Below are 19,916 nucleotides of genomic sequence, written 5' to 3'. Positions count from 1 at the left end.
TTTTATGAAACCCACCCGCGCCGCCGTCCTGCTCGGACTGCTGCTTACCTCCGCCATAGCCCCGGGCTGCTCCGACTTTCTGGACAAGGAGCCCCTGGGCACCACCACTCAGGACAACCTGTTCCGGGACCCGACCAATGCCGTGCAGGCCATCAACGCCGTGTACGACGTAGCTGCCTGGGACCAGGGCCCCAAGTGGGGTGACCCCACCGGCCAGTACGTGGCCCAGACCTACGAATGGATGTTCGGGGATTTGATGACCGATGATGCCGAAAAAGGGGGCAGCTCACCCAGCGACTTCCTGTCCCTGATTGAGCTCAAAACCTGGAACATTCCGCCCTCCAACCCACCCGTAACCACGCTGTGGGTGCACAGCTTTACGGGCATTGCCCGGGCCAACACGGTGATTAACAACATCGACGCGGGCACCATCGACTCGGGCCTGAAGACGCGCCTGAAGGGCGAAGCGCTGTTTCTGCGGGCGTATTTCTATTTCAACCTGGTAAAGGGCTTCGGCGGCGTACCGCTGTTTGAAAAGGCCGTGACGCCCACTGAGGCGCCCAACGTAACCCGCGCCACTATTGCCCAGACCTACGCCTTCATCGAGAAAGACCTGAAGGCCGCGGCTGGCCTGCTCCCCGAGAAGAGCGCCTACGCCGCCGCCGACAACGGCCGGGCCACCAAGGGCGCGGCCAACGGCTACTTGGCCCGCGTTATTATGTACCAGCTGGGCACCGTGAATGGCAACAACCACACCTGGCAGGAAGTGTACGACCTGACGAGCACCATCATCAGCTCCGGCCAGTACAGCCTGCTGCCCAACTACGCGGCCATTCACCAGGAAATTGGCGAGAACAGCAGCGAGTCACTGTTCGAAATTCAGTTTGCGACTTCCAACGACGGCTACGGCCCCATCTCGGTGGGGACTACCAGCAACATCTTTCAGAACAACCGCAAGACCTTCGGCTATGGCTTCAACAACCCCACGCAGAACCTGGTCGATGAGTTTGAGCCCAACGACCCGCGCCGCGAAGTCACCATCATCAAGAACAACGACATCGTGCTGGGCATTCTTAACCCAGTCGATCTGACGCAGAATGCCACGGGCTATTTCAACCGCAAGGCGGCCATTATTGCCCCCAACGCTCCGGAATCAGGCCCGCAGAACATCCGCAAGCTGCGCTACGCCGACATCCTGCTGATGAAAGCCGAAGCCGCCGCCCAGCTCAACCGGGGTGGCGAAGCAGTGATATTGGTGAACCAGGTACGGCAGCGGGCCCGCAACTCCACCCGGCCGCCCGGCACCACGCTGGGCTCGTTGGCCTACGAACCGGCCAATACTCCCGCCGGCACCCTGCCAGACCTGTCCGCGGGCTTATCGGGCCAGGCCTTGCTGAACGCCATCTGGCACGAGCGCCGGGTAGAGTTCGGGGAAGAGTCGCTGCGGCTGTGGGATTTGATTCGCACGGGCCGCTACATGGCTATTCTGCCGCCTGAGGTGCGGGCCCGCGCTATGTCCCACGTTGCCCGGGAGGTGTCCGTGAACCCCACGCCCTTGCTGCCCATTTCCCTCAACGATGCCCAAACCTGGAAGCTGCCGCAAAACCCAGGGTATTAATTCCTAGCAGCTTCAAAAAAGCCGGCTCATTGCCTTTTCAAGGTGAAGAGCCGGCTTTATGGTGAGGGAGCAGCCCTGAGCAAACAGGCGCGTCCGCTCTGGGGACAAGCCCTGCAAAACCCGCGGCGGCTACATCCGAATACTCTCGAGCCCTAAGAATTGCGCCTAGAATCCAATAGCTTTAAGCTCGAACCCTCAAAATGTACCTGCGCCCGACAATTGTAGGCGTGAAAATGAAGAGCATGAGAATATTCCTGACCGTCTTGGCCACCCTGTTGCTGCAACACACTGTGCTGTTTGCACAATCGATAAACTTAGTTAACCCCATCCTGACCGGCTTTTATCCGGACCCCAGCATCGTGAAGGTGGGGCCGGACTACTATCTGGTGAATTCAACCTTTTCCTACTTCCCCGGCATTCCGGTGATGCACAGCCGGGACCTCAAAAACTGGAAGCAGGTCGGCAACGTCATTAGCCGGCCCTCGCAGATGAACTTCCTGGGCGACCGGATGACCCGGGGCCTGTTTGCCCCAGCCATTGATTTTCACAACGGCACGTACTACGTCACCTGCACCCTGATTGACCACAAGGGCAACTTCGTGGTGACAGCCAAAAACCCCGCCGGGCCCTGGAGCGACCCTATTTTCCTGCCCGAAGTGAAGGGCATCGACCCCTCGCTGTATTTCGAAGGCGACAAAGCCTACGTTATCTACAACAGCGACCCGCCCGACAACAAGCCGCTCTACGACGGGCACCGCTCCATCAAGATGATAGAGCTGAACCCGCAGACGCTGCAAACCGTGGGCGAGGCTAAAATCGTGGTGAACGGCGGCGTGGACCTGAGCAAGAAGCCGGTCTGGATTGAGGGCCCGCACATTATGAAGCGCAACGGCTGGTACTACCTCTACGCGGCCGAGGGCGGCACGTCGGTAAACCACACGGAAGTGGTGTTCCGCAGCAAGACGGTGCTGGGGCCGTTCGTACCCTACGAGAAGAACCCCATTCTCTCGCAGCGCGAGCTGCCCAAAGACCGCCAGAACCCCATTACCTCAGCCGGGCACGCGCAGTTTGTGGAGGGGCCCGACGGCAAGACCTACGCCATTTTCCTGGCCGTGCGGCCCTACGAGGACAACTTCTACAACACCGGCCGCGAAACCTTCATCGTGCCCGTAGTCTGGAAAGACGAGTGGCCAGTGATGGCCCCAGGCCCCGACGGCGTGCAGTACAGCTACCAGGCCAGCTACCCCGAGGTGAAGCAGCCCGGCGCCCGGCCCCAGAGCGGCAACTTCAGCTACACCCTCACCTTTGAAAAGCAGCTCGACCCGGCCCTGCTCTTCCTGCGCACCGTGGATAGCACCAGCTTCTCGCTGAGCAAGGCCCAGGGCCTCACCCTGAAGCTCAAGCCCGAAACCTGCGCCGAAACCGGCAACCCGGCGTTTGTCGGCAAGCGTCAGCAGCACTTGTACTGCACCACCGAAACCGAGCTGAATTTCACACCGAAAGCGGCCCATGAAAAAGCCGGCCTGGTCATTTTTCAGGACGAGAAGCACTTCTACTACCTCTGCAAGTCGGTGGACAGTGGCAAGCCGGTGCTCCAGCTCTTCAAGAGCACGGCCGAAGCCAAGAAAATGGAGCTGCTAACGCAGGCCCCGCTCAAGTCGGCCACGGCCCGCGTGCAGCTGCGCACCACGGCCCAGGGCGACACCTACAGCTTCCACTTCTCGGAGAACGGCAAAGCCTGGACGCTGCTCAAGGATAAGGTGGATGCCCGGTTTCTGAGCACGCAGGTAGCCGGCGGCTTCATCGGCTGCCTGTTCGGCATGTACGCCACTTCCTCGGGCCAGCCCAGCACGAACACAGCCTCCTTCCAGTGGCTGAAATACGCGGGCAACGACCCGGTATATAAGAAATAGCCTCAGGTCGGCCCCTGCCCTGCCGCCTCCGACCCGGCAGGCCTGCATTCTCTGGCCCGTTGCGGGGGTAGTGTTCTTGTCATTGCTCCACTCCTACGCTGCGGCTTTCCTGATTTCCAGCGGCCGTGCCGCGGACGCCGGCCACTCGGTAAGGGGCCGACATACTATCTGTAAGCTATGAGAAACGTTTTTTTAACCCTCGTAAGTGTCGTCTTCCTGAGCGCAAGCACCGCCGCGGCCCAAACAATAGCCCGGGAAGCACCCAGGGGGTTCGACCAGCCCACTGCGGGCATTGCGACCGGCCGACTCGACAGCATCCGTTACCCCTCAAAAACGGTGGGAACGGTGCGCAAGGCGCTGGTGTATACGCCCCCGGGGTATTCCAAACGGAAGAAGTACCCCGTGCTCTACCTGCTGCACGGCATCGGGGGCGATGAAAAGGAGTGGCTCCGGGGCGGACGCCCGCAGGTTATTCTGGATAACCTCTACGCGGCCGGCAAGCTCAAGCCCATGCTGGTGGTGATGCCCAACGGCCGGGCCATGAAAGACGACCGGGCTGTGGGCAATATCTTCGATCCGGAGAAAGTGGCCGCGTTTGCCAACTTCGAGCAAGACCTGCTGACCGACCTCATCCCCTACGTCGAAAAACATTACCCCGTGCTCCGGAACCGCGATAACCGGGCCCTGGCCGGGCTGTCGATGGGCGGCGGACAGTCGCTGAACTTCGGGCTGGGCAACCTGGCTACGTTTGCCTGGGTGGGCGGCTTTTCCTCGGCCCCCAACACCAAGCAGCCCGAGCAGCTGGTGCCCGACGTGGCCAAAGCCAAGAAGCAGCTCAAGCTGCTCTGGATTTCGTGCGGCGACCAGGACGGCCTGCTGCCCATCAGCCAGCGCACCCACGACTACCTCTACCAGCACAAGGTGCCGCACGTGTACTACCTCGAACCCGGCGGCCACGACTTTAAGGTCTGGAAAAACGGGCTGTACATGTTTTCGCAGTTCCTGTTCAAGCCCGTCGATACGGCCGCGCTGCCCACCTACACCGTGCTGGGCGCGCCGGCTGCCACCAACGTGCGCAACGCTCAATACCCGCAGATTTTACCCGATAACCGCGCCGTATTCCGCCTCAAAGCCCCCGGCGTGCAGCGGGCCCAGCTCGACCTGGGCCGCAAATACGACATGGCCAAAGACAGCAGCGGCACCTGGACGGTGACGACCGACACGCTGAGCCGGGGCCTGCACTACTACTCCCTGGTACTCGACGGCCTGCCCATTGCCGACCCGGCCAGCGCCACTTTCTACGGGATGGGGCGCATGGCCAGCGGCATCGAAATTCCGGGCCGCGGCACCAGCTTTTATGCCCTGAAGGACGTGCCCCACGGCGAGGTGCGGCTGAAGCGGTTCTTCTCCAAGGTCACTAATTCGTGGCGGCAGTGCTACGTGTATACGCCGCCGGGCTACGAGGCCGCTGCCGGCACCAAGTACCCGGTGCTTTACCTGCTGCACGGCGGCGGTGAAGATGAAACCGGCTGGGCCCGGCAAGGCAAAGCCGATTTGATTCTGGACAACCTGCTGGCCGAGCAAAAGGCCAAACCCATGCTCGTGGTGATGCTAGACGGCAACATGGGCGGCCCCGGTGGCTTGGCGGGCTTCAACGAGGGTACATTAAAGCGCTTTGAAGACGAGCTGAAGCAAACGGTAGTCCCAATGGTGGAAAGCAGCTACCGAGTGGCCGAAGGGCCCCGGAACCGGGCGCTGGCGGGCTTGTCGATGGGCGGCCTGCAAACGCTGTATGCCGGCCTGCGCAACACCACGATGTTTCAGCATCTGGGCGTGTTCAGCTCGGGCTTTTTTGCCAACAACCCCACGCTCTCCGACCCGCAGTACGCCTTTATGCAAGCCAATGCCAGCACCATTAACGCCAACCTGAAGCAGCTGTGGCTTTCGATGGGCGGCCCGGCCGACATTGCCTACGCCAACAACAAGGTGATGCGGGCCAAACTGGACGAGCTGGGCATTAAGTACGTCTACAGCGAGTATCCCGGCGGCCACACCTGGCCCGTGTGGCGGCACGATTTGTACCTGTTTGCCCAAGGCTTGTTTTAGGCCCCTGCTTCCCTCTTGCCCAAGCGGCAGCCAGGCAGCCGCCAGCGCCGCCGCACTCAACGATGAATTGCCAGCCGCCAAACGCCCCTCCCCCGCCCAACGCCATGAAAAACAGCTTTTCCTTCCTGCTCGCAGCCCTGCTCCCCACGCTAATCAGTCTCGATTCGCGGGCGCAGAACCCTATTATCCGCGGCGTATTCACGGCTGATCCGGCCCCGCTGGTGTACCGCGATACGCTGTTTCTGTACACCAGCCACGACACGGCGTCGGTACAGGAAACCAACTACAAGATGCCCGACTGGCGCATCTACTCCACCACCGACATGGTGCACTGGCAAGACTACGGCACCCGTCTCTCGCCCAAAACCTTCGCCTGGGCCACCGGCGACGCCTACGCGGCGCAGTGCGTGTACCACAAGGGAAAGTTCTACTGGTTCGTATCCACGTTTCACAAGAAAAATGACCAGAGCCAGGGCGGCGCGGCCATCGGCGTGGCCGTGTCGGACCGGCCCACGGGCCCGTTTAAGGATGCCATTGGCCAGGCCCTTATCACCAATGAGATGACCAAAGACCTGCCACACGCCTGGGACGACATTGACCCCACGGTTTTTGTGGACGATGACAAGCAGGTGTACATGTACTGGGGCAACGGCAGCTGCAAGTGGGTGAAGCTCAAGGACAACATGACCGAGCTGGCCGGGCCAATCACCACGTTCACGCCCAAGAACTACATCGAAGGCCCGTGGGTGTACAAGCGCAAAAAGCTGTATTACCTCGTGTACGCCAGTGCCGGCACCAAGCCCGAAATGATAGAGTACTGCACGGCCCCCAGCGCCGCCGGGCCGTGGACGTACCGGGGCATTATCCAGCAAAACGTGCCCAACAGCTTCACCACGCACCCGGGCATTATCGACTACAAGGGCCAGAGCTACTTTTTCTACCACAACGGCGCCCTGCCCACCGGCGGCAGCTACCGGCGCGCCATCTGCGTGGACTACCTGCGCTACAACCCGGACGGCACCATTCAGCCCATCGTGCAGACAACCACGGGCGTAGCACCGGTGAAATAAAAACCCACCCAGCCACTCGTTTTTCCATGAACTACTCATCCTTGGCCACCCTGGGCCGGCGCGCCTGCCTGCTGGCGCTTTGCCTGGGAGCTGGCCGCGCGGTGGCCCAGCCCTCGGCCCAGCCGCGCCAACCGGTTACGAAAGGCGCCTTTTACACCAACACCTACCCCAACCTGTTCCGGGAGGCCGGCTACCGCCAGGCCGACATTGACAAGAAAGTAGCCCAGGCGTACCACGACGTATTTGAAGGCCCCAGTAAGGTCTACTTCGAAGTGGGTGACTCCCTGGCCTACGTGTCGGATGTGAAGAACGAGGATGCCCGCACCGAAGGGCTTTCCTACGGCCTGATGGTGGCCGTGCAGCTTAACAAGAAGGAGGTGTTTGACCGCCTCTGGCGCTGGTCGAAGAAGTACCTGCAGCACCAAAGCGGCCCGCTGGAAGGTTATTTTGCCTGGAGCATCAATACGGCCACGATGAAGCGCAACTCCGAAGGGCCGGCTTCGGATGGGGAGCTGTACTTCGTGACCAGCCTCCTGTTTGCCTCGAACCGCTGGGGCAACACTACCGGCATCGATTATTACCGGGAAGCCCGCCGCATCTTGGATGCCTCCTGGAAAAAGGACGGCACCGGCGACGTGTACAACCTCTTCAATACCAAGCACAAGCAGATAAGCTTCGTGCCGACCGGCGACATGTATAACTGGACCGACCCCTCGTACCACGTGCCGGCTTTTCTGGAAGTGTGGGCCGAATACGCCAAGGACGGGCACGAGCAGTTTTACCGGGACTGCGCCGACACGTCGCGCGTGTTTCTGCACCGCGCCTGCGCCGCCCCCACTGGCCTCAACTACGACTACACTGAGTTTAGCGGGCGGCCCCACGCCACCCGGTGGGCACCCGCCGCGTTTCGCTACGATTCCTGGCGCGTGCCCATGAACATTGCCATGGACTACGTGTGGTTTGGCAAAGACCGCCGCTGGCAGCAGCAGTACGCTCAGCGCTTCCAGGGTTTTCTGCGCAGCAAAGGCCTCAACACCTTCGAAGACCAGTTCAACGTGGACGGCTCGCGGCCGGATTTCATTCTGCCGGCCGGCAAGGTGAAGAAGCTGCGGCACTCGCTGGGGCTGGTGGCTACGTCGGCTTCGGCCTCGCTCATGCGCCCGGCCCCGCCCAAGCTGGACTTCGTGCACGCCCTCTGGAATGCCAAGCTCGCGCCCTACGAAGACGGCTACTTCGACCCGTATTACGACGGCCTGCTGTACCTATTCAGTCTGATGCACCTGAGTGGCAAGTACCAGGTGATAAAGCCTGTAGCGCGTTAATTACGAGAGCCACATATGAAGAACTACGCATTGCTGCTGCTAGTCGTGCTGGGTAGCCTTGGGCTGCGGCCGGCCGCCTGGGCCCAAGTCCCGTCGGCCCGCAACCCCGTGGTGCATGCCGACGTGCCCGACCTGTCCATGATTCGGGTGGGGAAAACCTACTACATGAGCAGCACCACCATGCACATGAGCCCGGGAGTGCCCATCATGAAATCGACGGATCTGGTGAACTGGAAGCTGGTGAGCTACGCCTACGACACCCTGGCTACGGTAGATGCCATGACGCTGGCCAGGGGCCAGAGCACCTACGGGCGCGGGTCGTGGGCCAGCAGCTTGCGCTACCACCGGGGCACATATTACGTCAGCACGTTTGCCCAAACCACGGGCAAAACCCACGTGTATTCCACCAAAAACATTGAAAAAGGCCCCTGGAAGGCGGTGGCTTTCCGGCCGAGCCTGCACGACCATTCGCTGTTTTTCGACGATGATGGCCGGGTATACATGGTGTACGGCGCGGGCAAAATTCAGCTCGTGGAGCTTACCGCCGACGCGGCCGGCCTCAAGCCGGGCACCACTGCGCAGGTCATCATCGAAAATGCCTCCGCCCCCGCCGGCCCCAACCTCGGCCTACCGGCCGAAGGCTCGCAGCTGTTCAAAATCAGGGGCAAATATTACCTCTTCCACATCACGTGGCCTAAGGATGGTATGCGCACAGTGGTAGTGCACCGGGCCGATAAAATAACGGGGCCCTACGAAGGCCGGGTGGCCCTGCAGGACCTGGGCGTGGCCCAGGGCGGCCTCATCGACACGCCCGACGGCCAATGGTACGCGTACTTATTCCGCGACTTTGGCGCCGTGGGCCGCATTCCCTACCTGGTGCCGGTGCAGTGGGCGGACGGCTGGCCGGTGCTGGGCTCCCCGGCGGGCAAAGTGCCCGCAACGCTGCCGTTACCCGCCAACAAAAGCCTACTGCCGGGTATCGTAGCCTCCGACGAATTTGCGCGCCGGGCGGGCGAGCCGGCCCTGCCCCTGGTCTGGCAATGGAACCACAATCCCGACAACAGGCACTGGTCCGTCACTGCGCGGCCGGGGTTCCTGCGCCTCACCACCGGGCGCATCGACACGTCGTTTCTGCTGGCCCGCAACACGCTCACGCAGCGCACCATCGGGCCGGTGTGCGCCGGCACCACGGCCCTGGACGTTACGCACCTGAAGGATGGCGACTTTGCGGGCCTGGGCGTGTTGCAGAAGCGCTACGGCCTGGTGGGCGTGCAGAGGAGCCGGGGCGCGAAGGCCATTGTGATGGTCAGCGCCGAATCGGAAAAGCCGGTAGAACTGCAGCGCCTGCCGCTGACGCAGGACAAAGTGTACTTCAAGATTGAGTGCGACTTCACGGACCGCCGGGATGTGGCCACCTTCTTCTACAGCCTCGATGGCAACACCTGGCGGCCCGTGGGCGGGCCGCTGAAAATGGCCTATACCCTGCCCCACTTCATGGGCTACCACTTCAGCCTGTTCAATTACGCTACTCAGGCGGCGGGCGGGTACGCCGATTTCGACTACTTCCGCATCACCGATAAGTTAAATAAATAGCTGTTTTAGTAAAGTCTCTCCCCAGCTCCTCCCCTTTTTTGGAGACTTTGCGCTTCGAGCAGATGCGGACGGGGCGGGGTGAGGCGCCCCGCCAGGACGAGCCTAGGTCCCTACCCCCAACCTATGATACAAAACTTAAAGTATTGGCTACTAATTGCGCTAGCGTTTCCGTTGCTTCAGCCCGCCCGCGCCCAGAACCCGTTTATCACCAACCAGTTTACGGCCGACCCCACCGCTAGAGTATTCGGCGACCGGGTGTACGTGTATCCCTCACATGACATTCCGTGCGGACCGGGGCGGGGCAAAGTCGGGTGGTTTTGCATGGAAGACTACCACGTTTTCTCCTCGGCCAACCTCACCGACTGGACCGACCACGGCGTTATCGTCACCCAGAACAAGGTGCCCTGGGTGAAGCCCGACAGCTACAGCATGTGGGCCCCGGACTGCGTTTTGCGCAACGGCAAGTACTACTTCTACTTCCCCACCACTCCCCGCGACACCACCCAGGGTAAGGGCTTCCGCATCGGGGTGGCCGTGGCCGACAAGCCGACCGGGCCCTTTGTACCGCAGGCCGCGCCCATTGCCGGCGTGCACGGCATCGACCCCAACGTCTTTATCGACAAAGATGGGCAGGCCTACCTCTTTTGGTCGCAGGGCAACATCTACGGGGCCAAGCTGAAGGAGAACATGCTGGAACTGGCTTCCGCGCCCAAAACGCTGGGTGAGCTGCCGACGAAAGGCTTGAAGGAAGGGCCGTATGTATTTGAGCGTCAGGGAATCTATTACCTGACCTATCCGCACGTCGAAAACAAGACTGAGCGCCTGGAGTACGCCACCAGCACCAGCCCGCTCGGGCCGTTCACGGTCCGCGGCGTACTTATGGACGAGTCGCCGACCGGCTGCTGGACCAACCACCATTCCTTCCTGCAATTCAGGAACCAGTGGTACCTGTTCTACCACCATAATGACTTGTCGCCCCGGTTCGACAAGAACCGCTCAATAAGAATCGACAGCGTATCCTTTGCCGCCGATGGCTCCATTCGAAAGGTGCAGCCCACGTTGCGCGGCGTCGGCCTGACCGATGCCCGGCAGAAAATTCAGCTGGACCGCTACAGCCGCCTGAGCGAGCGGGGCGCAACCATTACTTTCCTGGACACCGCCAATACCTTCCAAGGTTGGAAAACCGTTTTCGCGGGCACCGGCGGCTGGGTACAGTACAACGGGGTGGCATTTGGCCAGCAAAAGCCCAAAACCGTTATGCTCCGGGGCGCTTCTACCACCGGGGCTACCCTGCAAATCCGGCTGGACAATGCGGCTGGGCCGCTCGTAGCGGAAGTAACAGTTCCCAAGGGGGGCACCTGGCAGAACGTCAACGCTACGGTCCGGTTCTTCAAGCCCGGTACGCATGCCCTCCATGTAGCGCCGACCTCCGGGGCCGTGGAAGTGGACTGGATACGTTTTGAGTGACAGTACCATCCCCAAAAATATTCCCGTGCAAGCCCCACACCTTGCCCGACCTGACCAACCCACCCGCATCCAAATTAGTCGTACTGTAATACATCTTGCTGCTCAAGAGCCGCGCATAGACAAAGACGGGACGTACGGGTGCTCAAAATGCTCTGGCGCGGGGAATGGGCAAAAGCTACTGCCGCTGTACGCCGAACGTCAGCGCCCAGGCTCGGAAGTATCGACTCGGCCGAACGAGGTGGTGCTGGCGCTGGCTATTTACCTCTCGGTAGAGAAGCCGAGATGAGCACCCGCCATCCGGTTCAGCAACGGGTCTGGTCCAATGAAGGTGGCATGCGCGCCCGAAAAAGGTCAGCATCGTGCCGGTGGCTCAGGCGTTGATTTGAAATAACAGCCAGAAAATCAAGCGTGAAGCCGCATAAAAAAATGGTTTGCACCCCCTAAAAGGAATACAACCCATTTGGGTGGGCCCAACTGTTCCACTCGTTTTGAACGCTCCTACTGAACAACGTCTGTCCAGCGCCTCGACGAAGGTTTACAATACTTACTGACAGCCGATATAAGGCGATGTTCAGGGTTTGTTTTACCTATGTTTTACTAGATGTTTTACCGACCATAGGAATTCTAGCTATTCAATCGAGCTGTACCAACTTACAAGCATCCGTGCATTATACATGCCTCCCATACAGCCCTGCAGGCTTTTTACCTCTGGTAGCTCCCGAAAAACGGTTTCTATCCACTGCTCAATGTGCGGCTGATTAGTGAACAGCTTTTTGTTTTTCAGGTAGTACTCAATAGCTGTTAATCGACTAGCGGGATTAACGGCGTGCATCATTAGAAGAACCTGTCCAGAGGATAAGCTGTCCTGGAGGTTGGTGAAATTCTTTCTATTCTGAAGCATAGAACTTGAGTATCCGCCATAAGTCCCATACTCTAACCCTGATTCGGGCGACATATAAGCTGCAATGGCCTTAGTCATACTAGTTGAGGAATACGGCTCATGATAGGTCGCTAGCGGGGTACTTAATAGAGCATCATTGTACCGAAACGGCTTTATTTCTATCGAGTCAACGATGAAGGCAGGTGCATACCAGTTAGCATAGGTGTTCTTGAGCTTACTCTCATCTGGCAACTCAGGGAATACCGAATAGCTAACTAGAGTATCGTTACGATAGTAGAATTTAGCCTTAATAGAGATGTAACCGCCCCCAACAGCACTACCCCGCACCTTCCAACCGAACCCAAGATTGTCAGCCTCACGAAGTCTTTTTATAAAATATCGCTCAACGGCTCTTGGACTAGCCTTGACAACGGAGTTGACTTCATCGATGATCTTCTTGTCCATTCTCACCCAAAAGGGATTGACAGCAAGAGCTGGTAGGCCAAAGCAGAGAAAAAAATAACAGATGTAATAGTGCTGCTCTCATAGAATCGAAGCCTAATAAGGGCCACATTGTGTGTATTGAATAACTTGTGTCTCGTGAGACGCCCCCAAGAAATAAAAAAAACCCTTGCAAACAACTATATATCAGTTATTTACAAGGGTGTAATGTGGGCCCAACTGGAATCGAACCAGTGACCTGCTGATTATGAGTCAGCTGCTCTAACCGATTGAGCTATAGGCCCGGCTAAAACCTTCCGTAGTTGGTTTCGGCGCTGCAAACTTCGAAGTTTACGGCCGGATTTCCAATTCTTAAATCCCGGAAGCCACTTGGGTCGGTTTTCTGTTATTCCTGCCAACGGGTTGCTATTACTCTATGCCTGGTAAAAAACCACACCTGCTCTTCGACTTCGGAGGCGTCATCATCAACATCGACTACCAGCGCACGGTGGAGGCGATGCGCGCCCTGAGCCGGGCCGAAAGCACCATCGAATTCAGCCAGCAAAGCCAGTCGGAGCTATTTGATCTGCTGGAAACCGGGCGCATCACGGCCGCGGAGTTTCGGGCGGGGCTGCGGCAGCATTACCACCTGGAAGCTACCGACGACGCCCTCGACCAGGCCTGGAATGCCATGCTGCTCGACGTGCCCGCCGAGCGTCTGGCTTTCATTGCCGAGCTGCGCGCCCAGGGGCACCAGACGGCCCTGCTGAGCAACACCAACCAGATTCACATCGAGGAAATTAACCGGCAGCTCAAAACGCAGTACGGATTTGCGCACGGCATTGCCGACTGCCTCGACCGGGTTTTCTACTCCCAGCAAGTGGGGGTGCGCAAGCCCGGCCCGGAGATTTTTGCCCACGCCCTGCGCGAAATGAACTGGAAGGCCGAGGAAACGTTGTTTATTGAAGACAGCATCCAGCACATCGAAACGGCCCGGCGTCTGGGACTGCACACGCTGTTTCTGGCCCCGCCCCTTACGCTCACCGACGCCCTCCCCGCTGCCATCCGTGCCTTCCCTTCCGCTGCCTGACGCCCCCGCCCCCGAGGCTTTTCCGGAAATTGAGTTTGACCGCTACGAGCGGCCCGCCGCGCCGCGCTGGCTCCGCTACGCACTCCACCTGCTGCTGTTTCTCGTTACCCTGGCCACCACAACCATAGCCGGGGCGGAGTGGATGACGGACAAGTTCTTCTTCACGCTGTACTCCATCGACGACCCCCGGATGACGTTCCGGGCCAGTGGCTGGCTCACGCAGGCCGAAATTCTGCGGGGCCTGTGGTTTTCCCTGCCGTTTCTGGGCGTGCTGACGATCCACGAGTTTGGGCACTACTTCACGGCCCGCTACTACCGGGTGCGGGCCACCCTACCCTACTACATTCCGTTTTTCACCGGCGCCTTCAATACCATCGGCACGTTTGGGGCCGTTATCCGCATCAAAGACCGGATTTTTTCCCGCAAGGAGTTCTTTGATATCGGGCTGGCCGGGCCGCTGGCGGGCTTTCTGGTGGCTGTGCCGGTGCTTATCTACGGCTTCACGCATCTGCCACCCGGCCCGCGCCTGCCCATCGAGGCACTTTACCCACCCGAGCAGTTGGCTAACACCCTGACGCTGAGCCGACCGCTGCTCTACCAGCTACTGGAGTACTGGTTTGCCGACCCCGCCCGCCTGCCTCACCCCCTGGAGCTGACCCACTACCCGGTGCTGCTGGCTGGGTCCCTGGCCCTGTTTTTCACGGCTCTTAACCTACTGCCCATCGGGCAGCTCGATGGGGGCCACATTCTCTACGGTCTGCTTGGATTCCGACGCTTCAACCGGCTGTCGGTGGTGTTTTTCGTGGGGTTCATTTTTTATGCGGGCCTGGGCCTGTTCACCCTGCACAGTTCCCGGGAAGCGTGGCTCTACGGCGGCATTCCCTACGCCCTGTATTTATTTCTGGTGTTCCGGCGGGTGGTGCCCACGGTGCGCCGTACCCTGCTGCTGGCCCTGAGTGTAGTGGCGGCCCAATTAGCGCTTACGCTGGCCGTGCCCGGCATTTTCGGCAACCCCGGCTGGTTGGTTTTTGGCTTGCTACTTGGCCGCTTTATGGGCATCTTTCATCCACCGGCGCCCGACGAGCGGCCCCTTAGCGCGGGCCGCAAGGTGGTGGGCTGGCTGATGCTTGCTATTTTTGTGCTCTGTTTCTCCCCTTCACCTTTCGGGTGATTTTGTTACCCGGCAGGAGCCGGAACCAGTATGTTTTTCGAACAACGTCAGCTTACGCGTACCACCCAACTGGCCCTGCGTCCGCACGGCTTATACGTCTGCCAGCGCACCCGCCAGGGCAAAACGATTCTGGAATTTGAAATGCCCTATGAGGAAGTGCTGCCCGTGCGCGTGGAGCGCAGCAGCAGTCCACCCCAGCTGAAATGGCTGCCCTTCGCCTTGTTCTGGACGGCCTCCACGATGCTGCAGTACGTGGTAAGAAATACGGGAAGCCTAACCAATGAGGAGTGGGTCATTGCCTTGGGCGCGGGCCTGCTGCTGGTAGCAGGCTACTTCTACGGGAAAAACAACTGGTGGAAGCACTTTACCCTGAGCACGGCCCGGGCCAATATTCACCTGGCCGACCGTCGCAGCCAGCGCAACGAGCTAAACAACTTTGCCGAAGCCCTCGACCAGCGCACCAAAGCCTACCTGCGGGAGCATTACGCGGCCGTCAACCCATTGGGCATTATCGAGCCTCAGCTGCAGCGCCTGCACTGGCTCCGGCATCTCGACGTGGTGAGCGAGGGAGAAGCCCGGGCCCTGGCCACGCGCCTGACCGGACAAGTACCCACGGCGCCGCTCGTGAGCATGGGTCAAACGCTGGAAGCGCCGTATGTCAATTAGGGCACGAAGAAACCCGCACAACAAAGAACGTCCGGTCGACCATTGGTCAACCGGACGTTCTTTTTGTGGCAATGCTTGTTCTAGCGGCCTTCCAGGGCGGCCACGCCGGGCAACTCTTTGCCTTCCATGTACTCCAGCAGCGCGCCGCCGCCAGTTGAGATATAGGACACCCGATCGGCAAAGCCCATCTGGTTAACAGCCGCGGCCGAGTCGCCGCCGCCGATGAGGCTGAAGGCGCCGCCGGCCGTAGCGTCGGCAATGGCGCGGGCCACAAACTCGGTGCCCACGGCGAAGTTCGACATCTCGAATACGCCCATCGGGCCGTTCCACAGAATGGTTTTCGACTGGCGGATGATGCCAGCAAACAGCTCGCGCGACTCCGGACCAATGTCGAGGCCCATCCAGCCGGTGGGGATGCTCAGATTGCCGGCCACGTCGACGTCGGAGTCGTTGGCAAACCGGTCGGTAATCAGGCTGTCGACGGGCAGCACCAACTGCACGCCTTTGGCTTTGGCTTTCTCGATGAGGCTGGCGGCCAGCTCCACCTTATCGGCTTCGAGCAGGGAGCTGCCGATGCTGCCGCCCTGGGCCACGGCAAACGTGTAGGCCATGCCGCCGCCGATGAGCAGGTAGTCCACTTTATCGAGCAGCTGCTCGATAATGAGGATTTTGTCGGAAATCTTGGCCCCGCCCATGATGGCCGTGAAGGGCCGCTCGGGGTTGGTCAGCACCTTGCGGGCATTGTCCAGCTCGCCTTGCATGAGGTAGCCGGCAATGCGGTTGTCGGGGGTGAAATACTGGGCAATAACAGCCGTGGAAGCGTGCTTGCGGTGGGCCGCGCCAAAGGCATCATTCACGTATACGTCGCCGAGCTTGCTGAGCTTTTCGGCAAAGGCCGCGTCACCTTTCTCTTCTTCGGCGTAGAAGCGCACGTTGTCGAGCAGCAGAATTTCGCCGGGCTGCAAGCCCGCCGCCAGCTGGGCCGCATCCGGCCCGATAACGTCGCCACCAAACTTAACCGTCGTGCCGTACTCTTCCTGCAGGCGCGTCACGAGGTTGCGCAGGGAGTTTTTCTCGTCGGGGCCGCCTTTAGGCCGGCCCATGTGCGAGAGCAGCACCACGGAGCCACCGTCGGCGAGGATTTTCTTGATGGTGGGCGTCGCCATCCGGATGCGCGTGTCGTCGGTGATGCGCAGCGAGGAGTCGAGCGGCACGTTAAAATCGACGCGCACCACGGCCCGCTTGCCGGCGAAGTTGTACTGATCCAGAGTTTTCATGGAAAAGAATAGGGTTGGAAGAGGTCTTACTACGGGGCGAATGTAAGCAGGGCCGAGGGAAACCGCTCCGGGGATTCTTTAATCCTGTTTCGACGTGTAAAAACTCCTCTGGGGCCCCCTCAATTTAGTTTTAGCAGATAAAAATTGCTTTGAGGACACCTCAACCGACTTTTGACGCGCTAAATCTGCTCTGAGCACGCCTCAATCCTATCTTAGCAGCATGCCAAAACGGCTTCGGGGCTTCCTCAATTGACTTTCGGCATGTCAAAACAGGTTTGAGAATTCCTCTTAAGGCCACTGGCAGATCGTAGCGCGAACTTTGTAGTTCGCGTGCCTGCGCCAATAGGTCGTTCAGGTACGCGAACTACAAAGTTCGCGCTACTGGCTGGCGCGTCGTCAATCCCCCAATGACTCGTACCTTTGTCCTACGTATGAAAATAGGCATCTTCTTCGGCGGCCCGTCGCGTGAGCGGGAAATTTCCTTTGCTGGCGGCCGCACGGTATATGATAACCTGGACAAGTCCCTGTTCCAGGCCGTTCCCATCTTCGTGGACAGCCGCGGCAACTTCATTCTGCTCGACTGGCACTTCATCTACAAGGGCACCATCCGCGACTTTTACCCGCCCGTGTCGGCCCTGCCCAACTCCCAGCACAAGCTGCAGGTGTACCTGGAAAGCCTGGGCGAGCTAAGCATGGAGGAGCAGGATAAAATCATCGGTGAAGTGGGCCGGCGCGTGCAGCCCGCGGAGCTGCGCGAGCTGATGGACTTCGCCTTTCTGGCCCTGCACGGGCCCGGCGGCGAGGATGGTGCCATTCAGGGCCTGCTCGAATGGTACGGCATCCCGTACTCCGGCTCGGGCGTGTTGCCCTCGGCCTTTGGCATTGATAAGATTGCCCAGAAAAAGCTGCTCAAAGCCCTGCATAAGCCTACGCCCGACTACCGCGTGCTAACCGGCGAGGAATGGGACACGGCCGCCAGCCAGCCGGCCATTATGGATTACCTGGTGCGCGAGCTGGGCCTGCCGCTGGTGTTTAAAGCACCGCGCCAGGGCTCCAGCATCGGTATTTCCATTCTGCGCGAAGCCAATGCCGAGCAGTTTGCTCGCGCCGTGGAGCGCAGCCTGTTCCGCAAAACCGTGACCCGTGAGGAATGGACGCGCCTAGGCGAGCAGGACAAGATTGCCTGGGTCCAGCACCTGACCGACATCCGCGACGGTATTGGTCTGCCGGTGGTTTTGGACGCGGAAGCCGAGGTTATTTATCACCCTGAAGCCCTGCTAAACACGCTCAACGAGCGGCTGCAAACGGCCGAATCGGTGCGGCTGACCAACGTGGACGGCGAGGCCCAGGTGCTGGTTGAGTCGTTCGTAGCAGGCCGGGAGTTCAGCTGCATCGTGGTGGAGGACCCGCAGGGCAACCCGCTGGCCTTGCCCCCCACCGAGATTGTGAAGGGCGAGGAAATGTTCGACTACCGCTCGAAGTACCTGCCCGGCCTCTCGCGCAAAATTACCCCGATTGACCTGCCCGAGGACGAGATTCAACGCATCCGGGAGGCCTGCGAGGAGATGTTCCGCACCTTCGGCTTTCAAGTCTACGCCCGCATCGACGGATTCATAGTTGCAGGGAATGAGGGCAAGGGGGTAAGAGGGTATGAGGGAGAACAAACGCCTACCCTTCCAAACGCCCAAATTTTCCTCAACGACCCGAACACGACCTCGGGCATGCTGCCGGCGTCGTTCTTCTTCCACCAGGCCGCCGAAATCGGGCTGAACCCCTCGCAGTTCCTCACCTACCTGATTCGCACCTCCCTGGCCGCTCGGCGCCGCGCCGGCATGAAGCCCGTGCAGTTGGGAGGTTTGCTCCAGCAGCTCGATGAGGCCGTGGCCTCGCGCCAGCACGAGGAGCGCACCCGCACCAAAGTGGCCGTCATTATGGGCGGCTACTCGTCGGAGCGCCACATTTCGGTGGAAAGTGGCCGCAACATCTACGAGAAGCTCAGCTCCAGCGTGAAGTACGAGCCCGTGCCCGTGTTTCTGACCGGCAACAGCCAGGAATTCCGCCTCTACGTGCTGCCCATCAATGTGATGCTCAAGGACAACGCCGACGACATCCGGGAGAAAATCGAGTATGCCGAAGCCGGCCACGCCCTGCACCCGGTGCTGGAGCGGATTCGGATTGAGGCCAATGCCATTACAAGCACCTACGCCGGTCAGGCCACGGCTCAGCCCCGCTGCCTGTCGTTCGAGGAGCTGGCCCACGAGGTGGATGAAGTCTTTATTGCCCTGCATGGCCGCCCCGGTGAGGATGGCGCCCTGCAGAAGCAGCTGGAGCAGTACGGCCTGCCCTACAATGGCTCGGGCGTTGAAAGCAGCAGCATCACCATCAACAAGTTTGAGACGAACCGCCGCCTGCGCGAAGCCGGTTTGCGCGTGGCCGAGCACCGCATGGCTGCCCGCTTGGAGTGGGACGCCGACGCCGAAAGTTTCTACCGCAGCCTGGAAACGCAGTTTCACTACCCCTTCATTGCCAAGCCCGCCGACGACGGCTGCTCCTCGGCCGTGAAGAAAATCAAGAACCGCGCGGAGCTCGAAGCCTTCACCCAGCTCATCTTCCGCGACCAGGAAGACCTCATGCCTGAGCCCGCCACGGTACTGAACCTAGGCTTCAAGGAGGAGTTCCCGCAAAAGGACGCCTTCCTGGTTGAAACCCTCATCAGCCGCGACGGGGCCAAGCACTTCCTCGAAGTTACCGGCGGCCTGCTCACCCACTGGAAAGCCAACGGGCAGCTGGAAATCGAAGTATTCGAAGCTTCCGAAGCCCTGGCCAACGGCGAGGTGCTGAGCCTGGAAGAGAAGTTTCTGGCCGGCGAAGGCCAGAACATCACGCCCGCCCGCTATGCCCCGCAGGCGCAGGAGCGGCAGCGCATTTCGGATGAGGTGAAAGCCGAGCTCAAGCGTGTGGCCGAGGTGCTCAACATCCAGGGCTATGCCCGCATCGACGCCTTCGTGCGGGTGCGCGAGACGGGGGCCGTGGAGGTTATCATCATCGAGGTAAACTCTCTGCCCGGCATGACGCCCGCCACCTGCATCTTCCACCAAACGGCCCTCAACGGCTACACGCCCTACGATTTCATCGACCGGATTCTGGAATTCGGCAAAGAGCGCAACGCCAAGCTGACCGCCGCCGGCTAGAGCCAGAAGCTATTCTAATGCCCCTCCTCAACTGAGGAGGGGAACTGGTTTATAGTTTTCTAATGGCATTTAGCTCCTACCTTTCGCGCTGAATTCCGGCTCCCAACTTTT

13 protein-coding genes and 1 tRNA gene are annotated in these 19,916 nt (G+C 60.0%); 11 read left to right on the top strand and 3 right to left on the bottom strand.

The features are described 5' to 3' along the window. Window positions 1-4 precede the first annotated feature (4 nt). From LGH70_RS10230 to LGH70_RS10200, 7 genes are all read left to right on the top strand, one after another. Complete coding sequence (locus tag LGH70_RS10230; RefSeq protein WP_226185136.1) at window positions 5-1,618, top strand: RagB/SusD family nutrient uptake outer membrane protein; 1,614 nt, start codon at window positions 5-7, stop codon at window positions 1,616-1,618. Between the two features lie 233 nt (window positions 1,619-1,851). Then, on the top strand, window positions 1,852-3,531 hold the full coding sequence (locus LGH70_RS10225; RefSeq protein ID WP_431357423.1) for a glycoside hydrolase family 43 protein: 1,680 nt from the start codon (window positions 1,852-1,854) through the stop codon (window positions 3,529-3,531). A gap of 177 nt (window positions 3,532-3,708) precedes the next feature. After that, complete coding sequence (locus LGH70_RS10220) at window positions 3,709-5,637, top strand: alpha/beta hydrolase-fold protein (RefSeq protein ID WP_226185134.1); 1,929 nt, start codon at window positions 3,709-3,711, stop codon at window positions 5,635-5,637. A gap of 104 nt (window positions 5,638-5,741) precedes the next feature. Next, window positions 5,742-6,707, top strand: a complete 966-nt coding sequence (locus LGH70_RS10215; RefSeq protein ID WP_226185133.1) for a glycoside hydrolase family 43 protein — start codon at window positions 5,742-5,744, stop codon at window positions 6,705-6,707. Window positions 6,708-6,733: 26 nt separating this feature from the next. Next, window positions 6,734-8,029, top strand: coding sequence for a family 8 glycosyl hydrolase (locus LGH70_RS10210; protein WP_226185132.1), 1,296 nt, complete (start codon window positions 6,734-6,736; stop codon window positions 8,027-8,029). A gap of 15 nt (window positions 8,030-8,044) precedes the next feature. Next, window positions 8,045-9,622 (top strand): glycoside hydrolase family 43 protein, encoded by a 1,578-nt coding sequence (locus LGH70_RS10205; RefSeq protein ID WP_226185131.1) that lies wholly within the window; start codon window positions 8,045-8,047, stop codon window positions 9,620-9,622. Window positions 9,623-9,745: 123 nt separating this feature from the next. Continuing rightward, the gene (locus LGH70_RS10200) at window positions 9,746-11,089 is read left to right on the top strand and encodes a family 43 glycosylhydrolase (RefSeq protein WP_226185130.1); all 1,344 of its coding nucleotides are present in this window, start codon (window positions 9,746-9,748) and stop codon (window positions 11,087-11,089) included. A gap of 628 nt (window positions 11,090-11,717) precedes the next feature. Here LGH70_RS10200 and LGH70_RS10195 read toward each other — a convergent pair. Both LGH70_RS10195 and LGH70_RS10190 read right to left on the bottom strand, forming a co-directional pair. Next, the gene (locus LGH70_RS10195) at window positions 11,718-12,434 is read right to left on the bottom strand and encodes a hypothetical protein (protein WP_226185129.1); all 717 of its coding nucleotides are present in this window, start codon (window positions 12,432-12,434) and stop codon (window positions 11,718-11,720) included. Window positions 12,435-12,641: 207 nt separating this feature from the next. Continuing rightward, window positions 12,642-12,715 (bottom strand) — tRNA-Ile (locus LGH70_RS10190). A 131-nt stretch (window positions 12,716-12,846) separates the two neighbouring features. On the opposite strand from LGH70_RS10190, the gene LGH70_RS10185 reads away from it, so the two are divergent. From LGH70_RS10185 to LGH70_RS10175, 3 genes are read left to right on the top strand one after another with little or no spacing between them, the layout of a single operon-like run. Continuing rightward, entirely contained in the window at window positions 12,847-13,500 is a 654-nt protein-coding gene (locus LGH70_RS10185; RefSeq protein WP_226185128.1) for an HAD family hydrolase, read from the top strand. Beyond that, a complete protein-coding gene (locus tag LGH70_RS10180; protein ID WP_226185127.1) occupies window positions 13,478-14,671 on the top strand; it encodes a site-2 protease family protein in 1,194 nt (397 codons plus the stop codon). The genes LGH70_RS10185 and LGH70_RS10180 overlap by 23 nt, the downstream gene beginning before the upstream one ends. A 30-nt stretch (window positions 14,672-14,701) precedes the next feature. Next, window positions 14,702-15,337 (top strand): hypothetical protein, encoded by a 636-nt coding sequence (locus tag LGH70_RS10175; protein ID WP_226185126.1) that lies wholly within the window; start codon window positions 14,702-14,704, stop codon window positions 15,335-15,337. A gap of 80 nt (window positions 15,338-15,417) precedes the next feature. On the opposite strand, the gene LGH70_RS10170 is transcribed toward LGH70_RS10175, so the two are convergent. After that, window positions 15,418-16,614, bottom strand: coding sequence for a phosphoglycerate kinase (locus tag LGH70_RS10170; protein WP_226185125.1), 1,197 nt, complete (start codon window positions 16,612-16,614; stop codon window positions 15,418-15,420). Window positions 16,615-17,045: 431 nt separating this feature from the next. On the opposite strand from LGH70_RS10170, the gene LGH70_RS10165 reads away from it, so the two are divergent. Further along, the gene (locus LGH70_RS10165) at window positions 17,046-19,805 is read left to right on the top strand and encodes a D-alanine--D-alanine ligase family protein (protein WP_226185124.1); all 2,760 of its coding nucleotides are present in this window, start codon (window positions 17,046-17,048) and stop codon (window positions 19,803-19,805) included. Window positions 19,806-19,916 lie beyond the last annotated feature (111 nt).

Source organism: Hymenobacter nitidus (assembly GCF_020447315.1).
GTDB classification, from domain to species: domain Bacteria; phylum Bacteroidota; class Bacteroidia; order Cytophagales; family Hymenobacteraceae; genus Hymenobacter; species Hymenobacter nitidus.
This window is presented reverse-complemented; position numbering and strand designations above follow the sequence as displayed.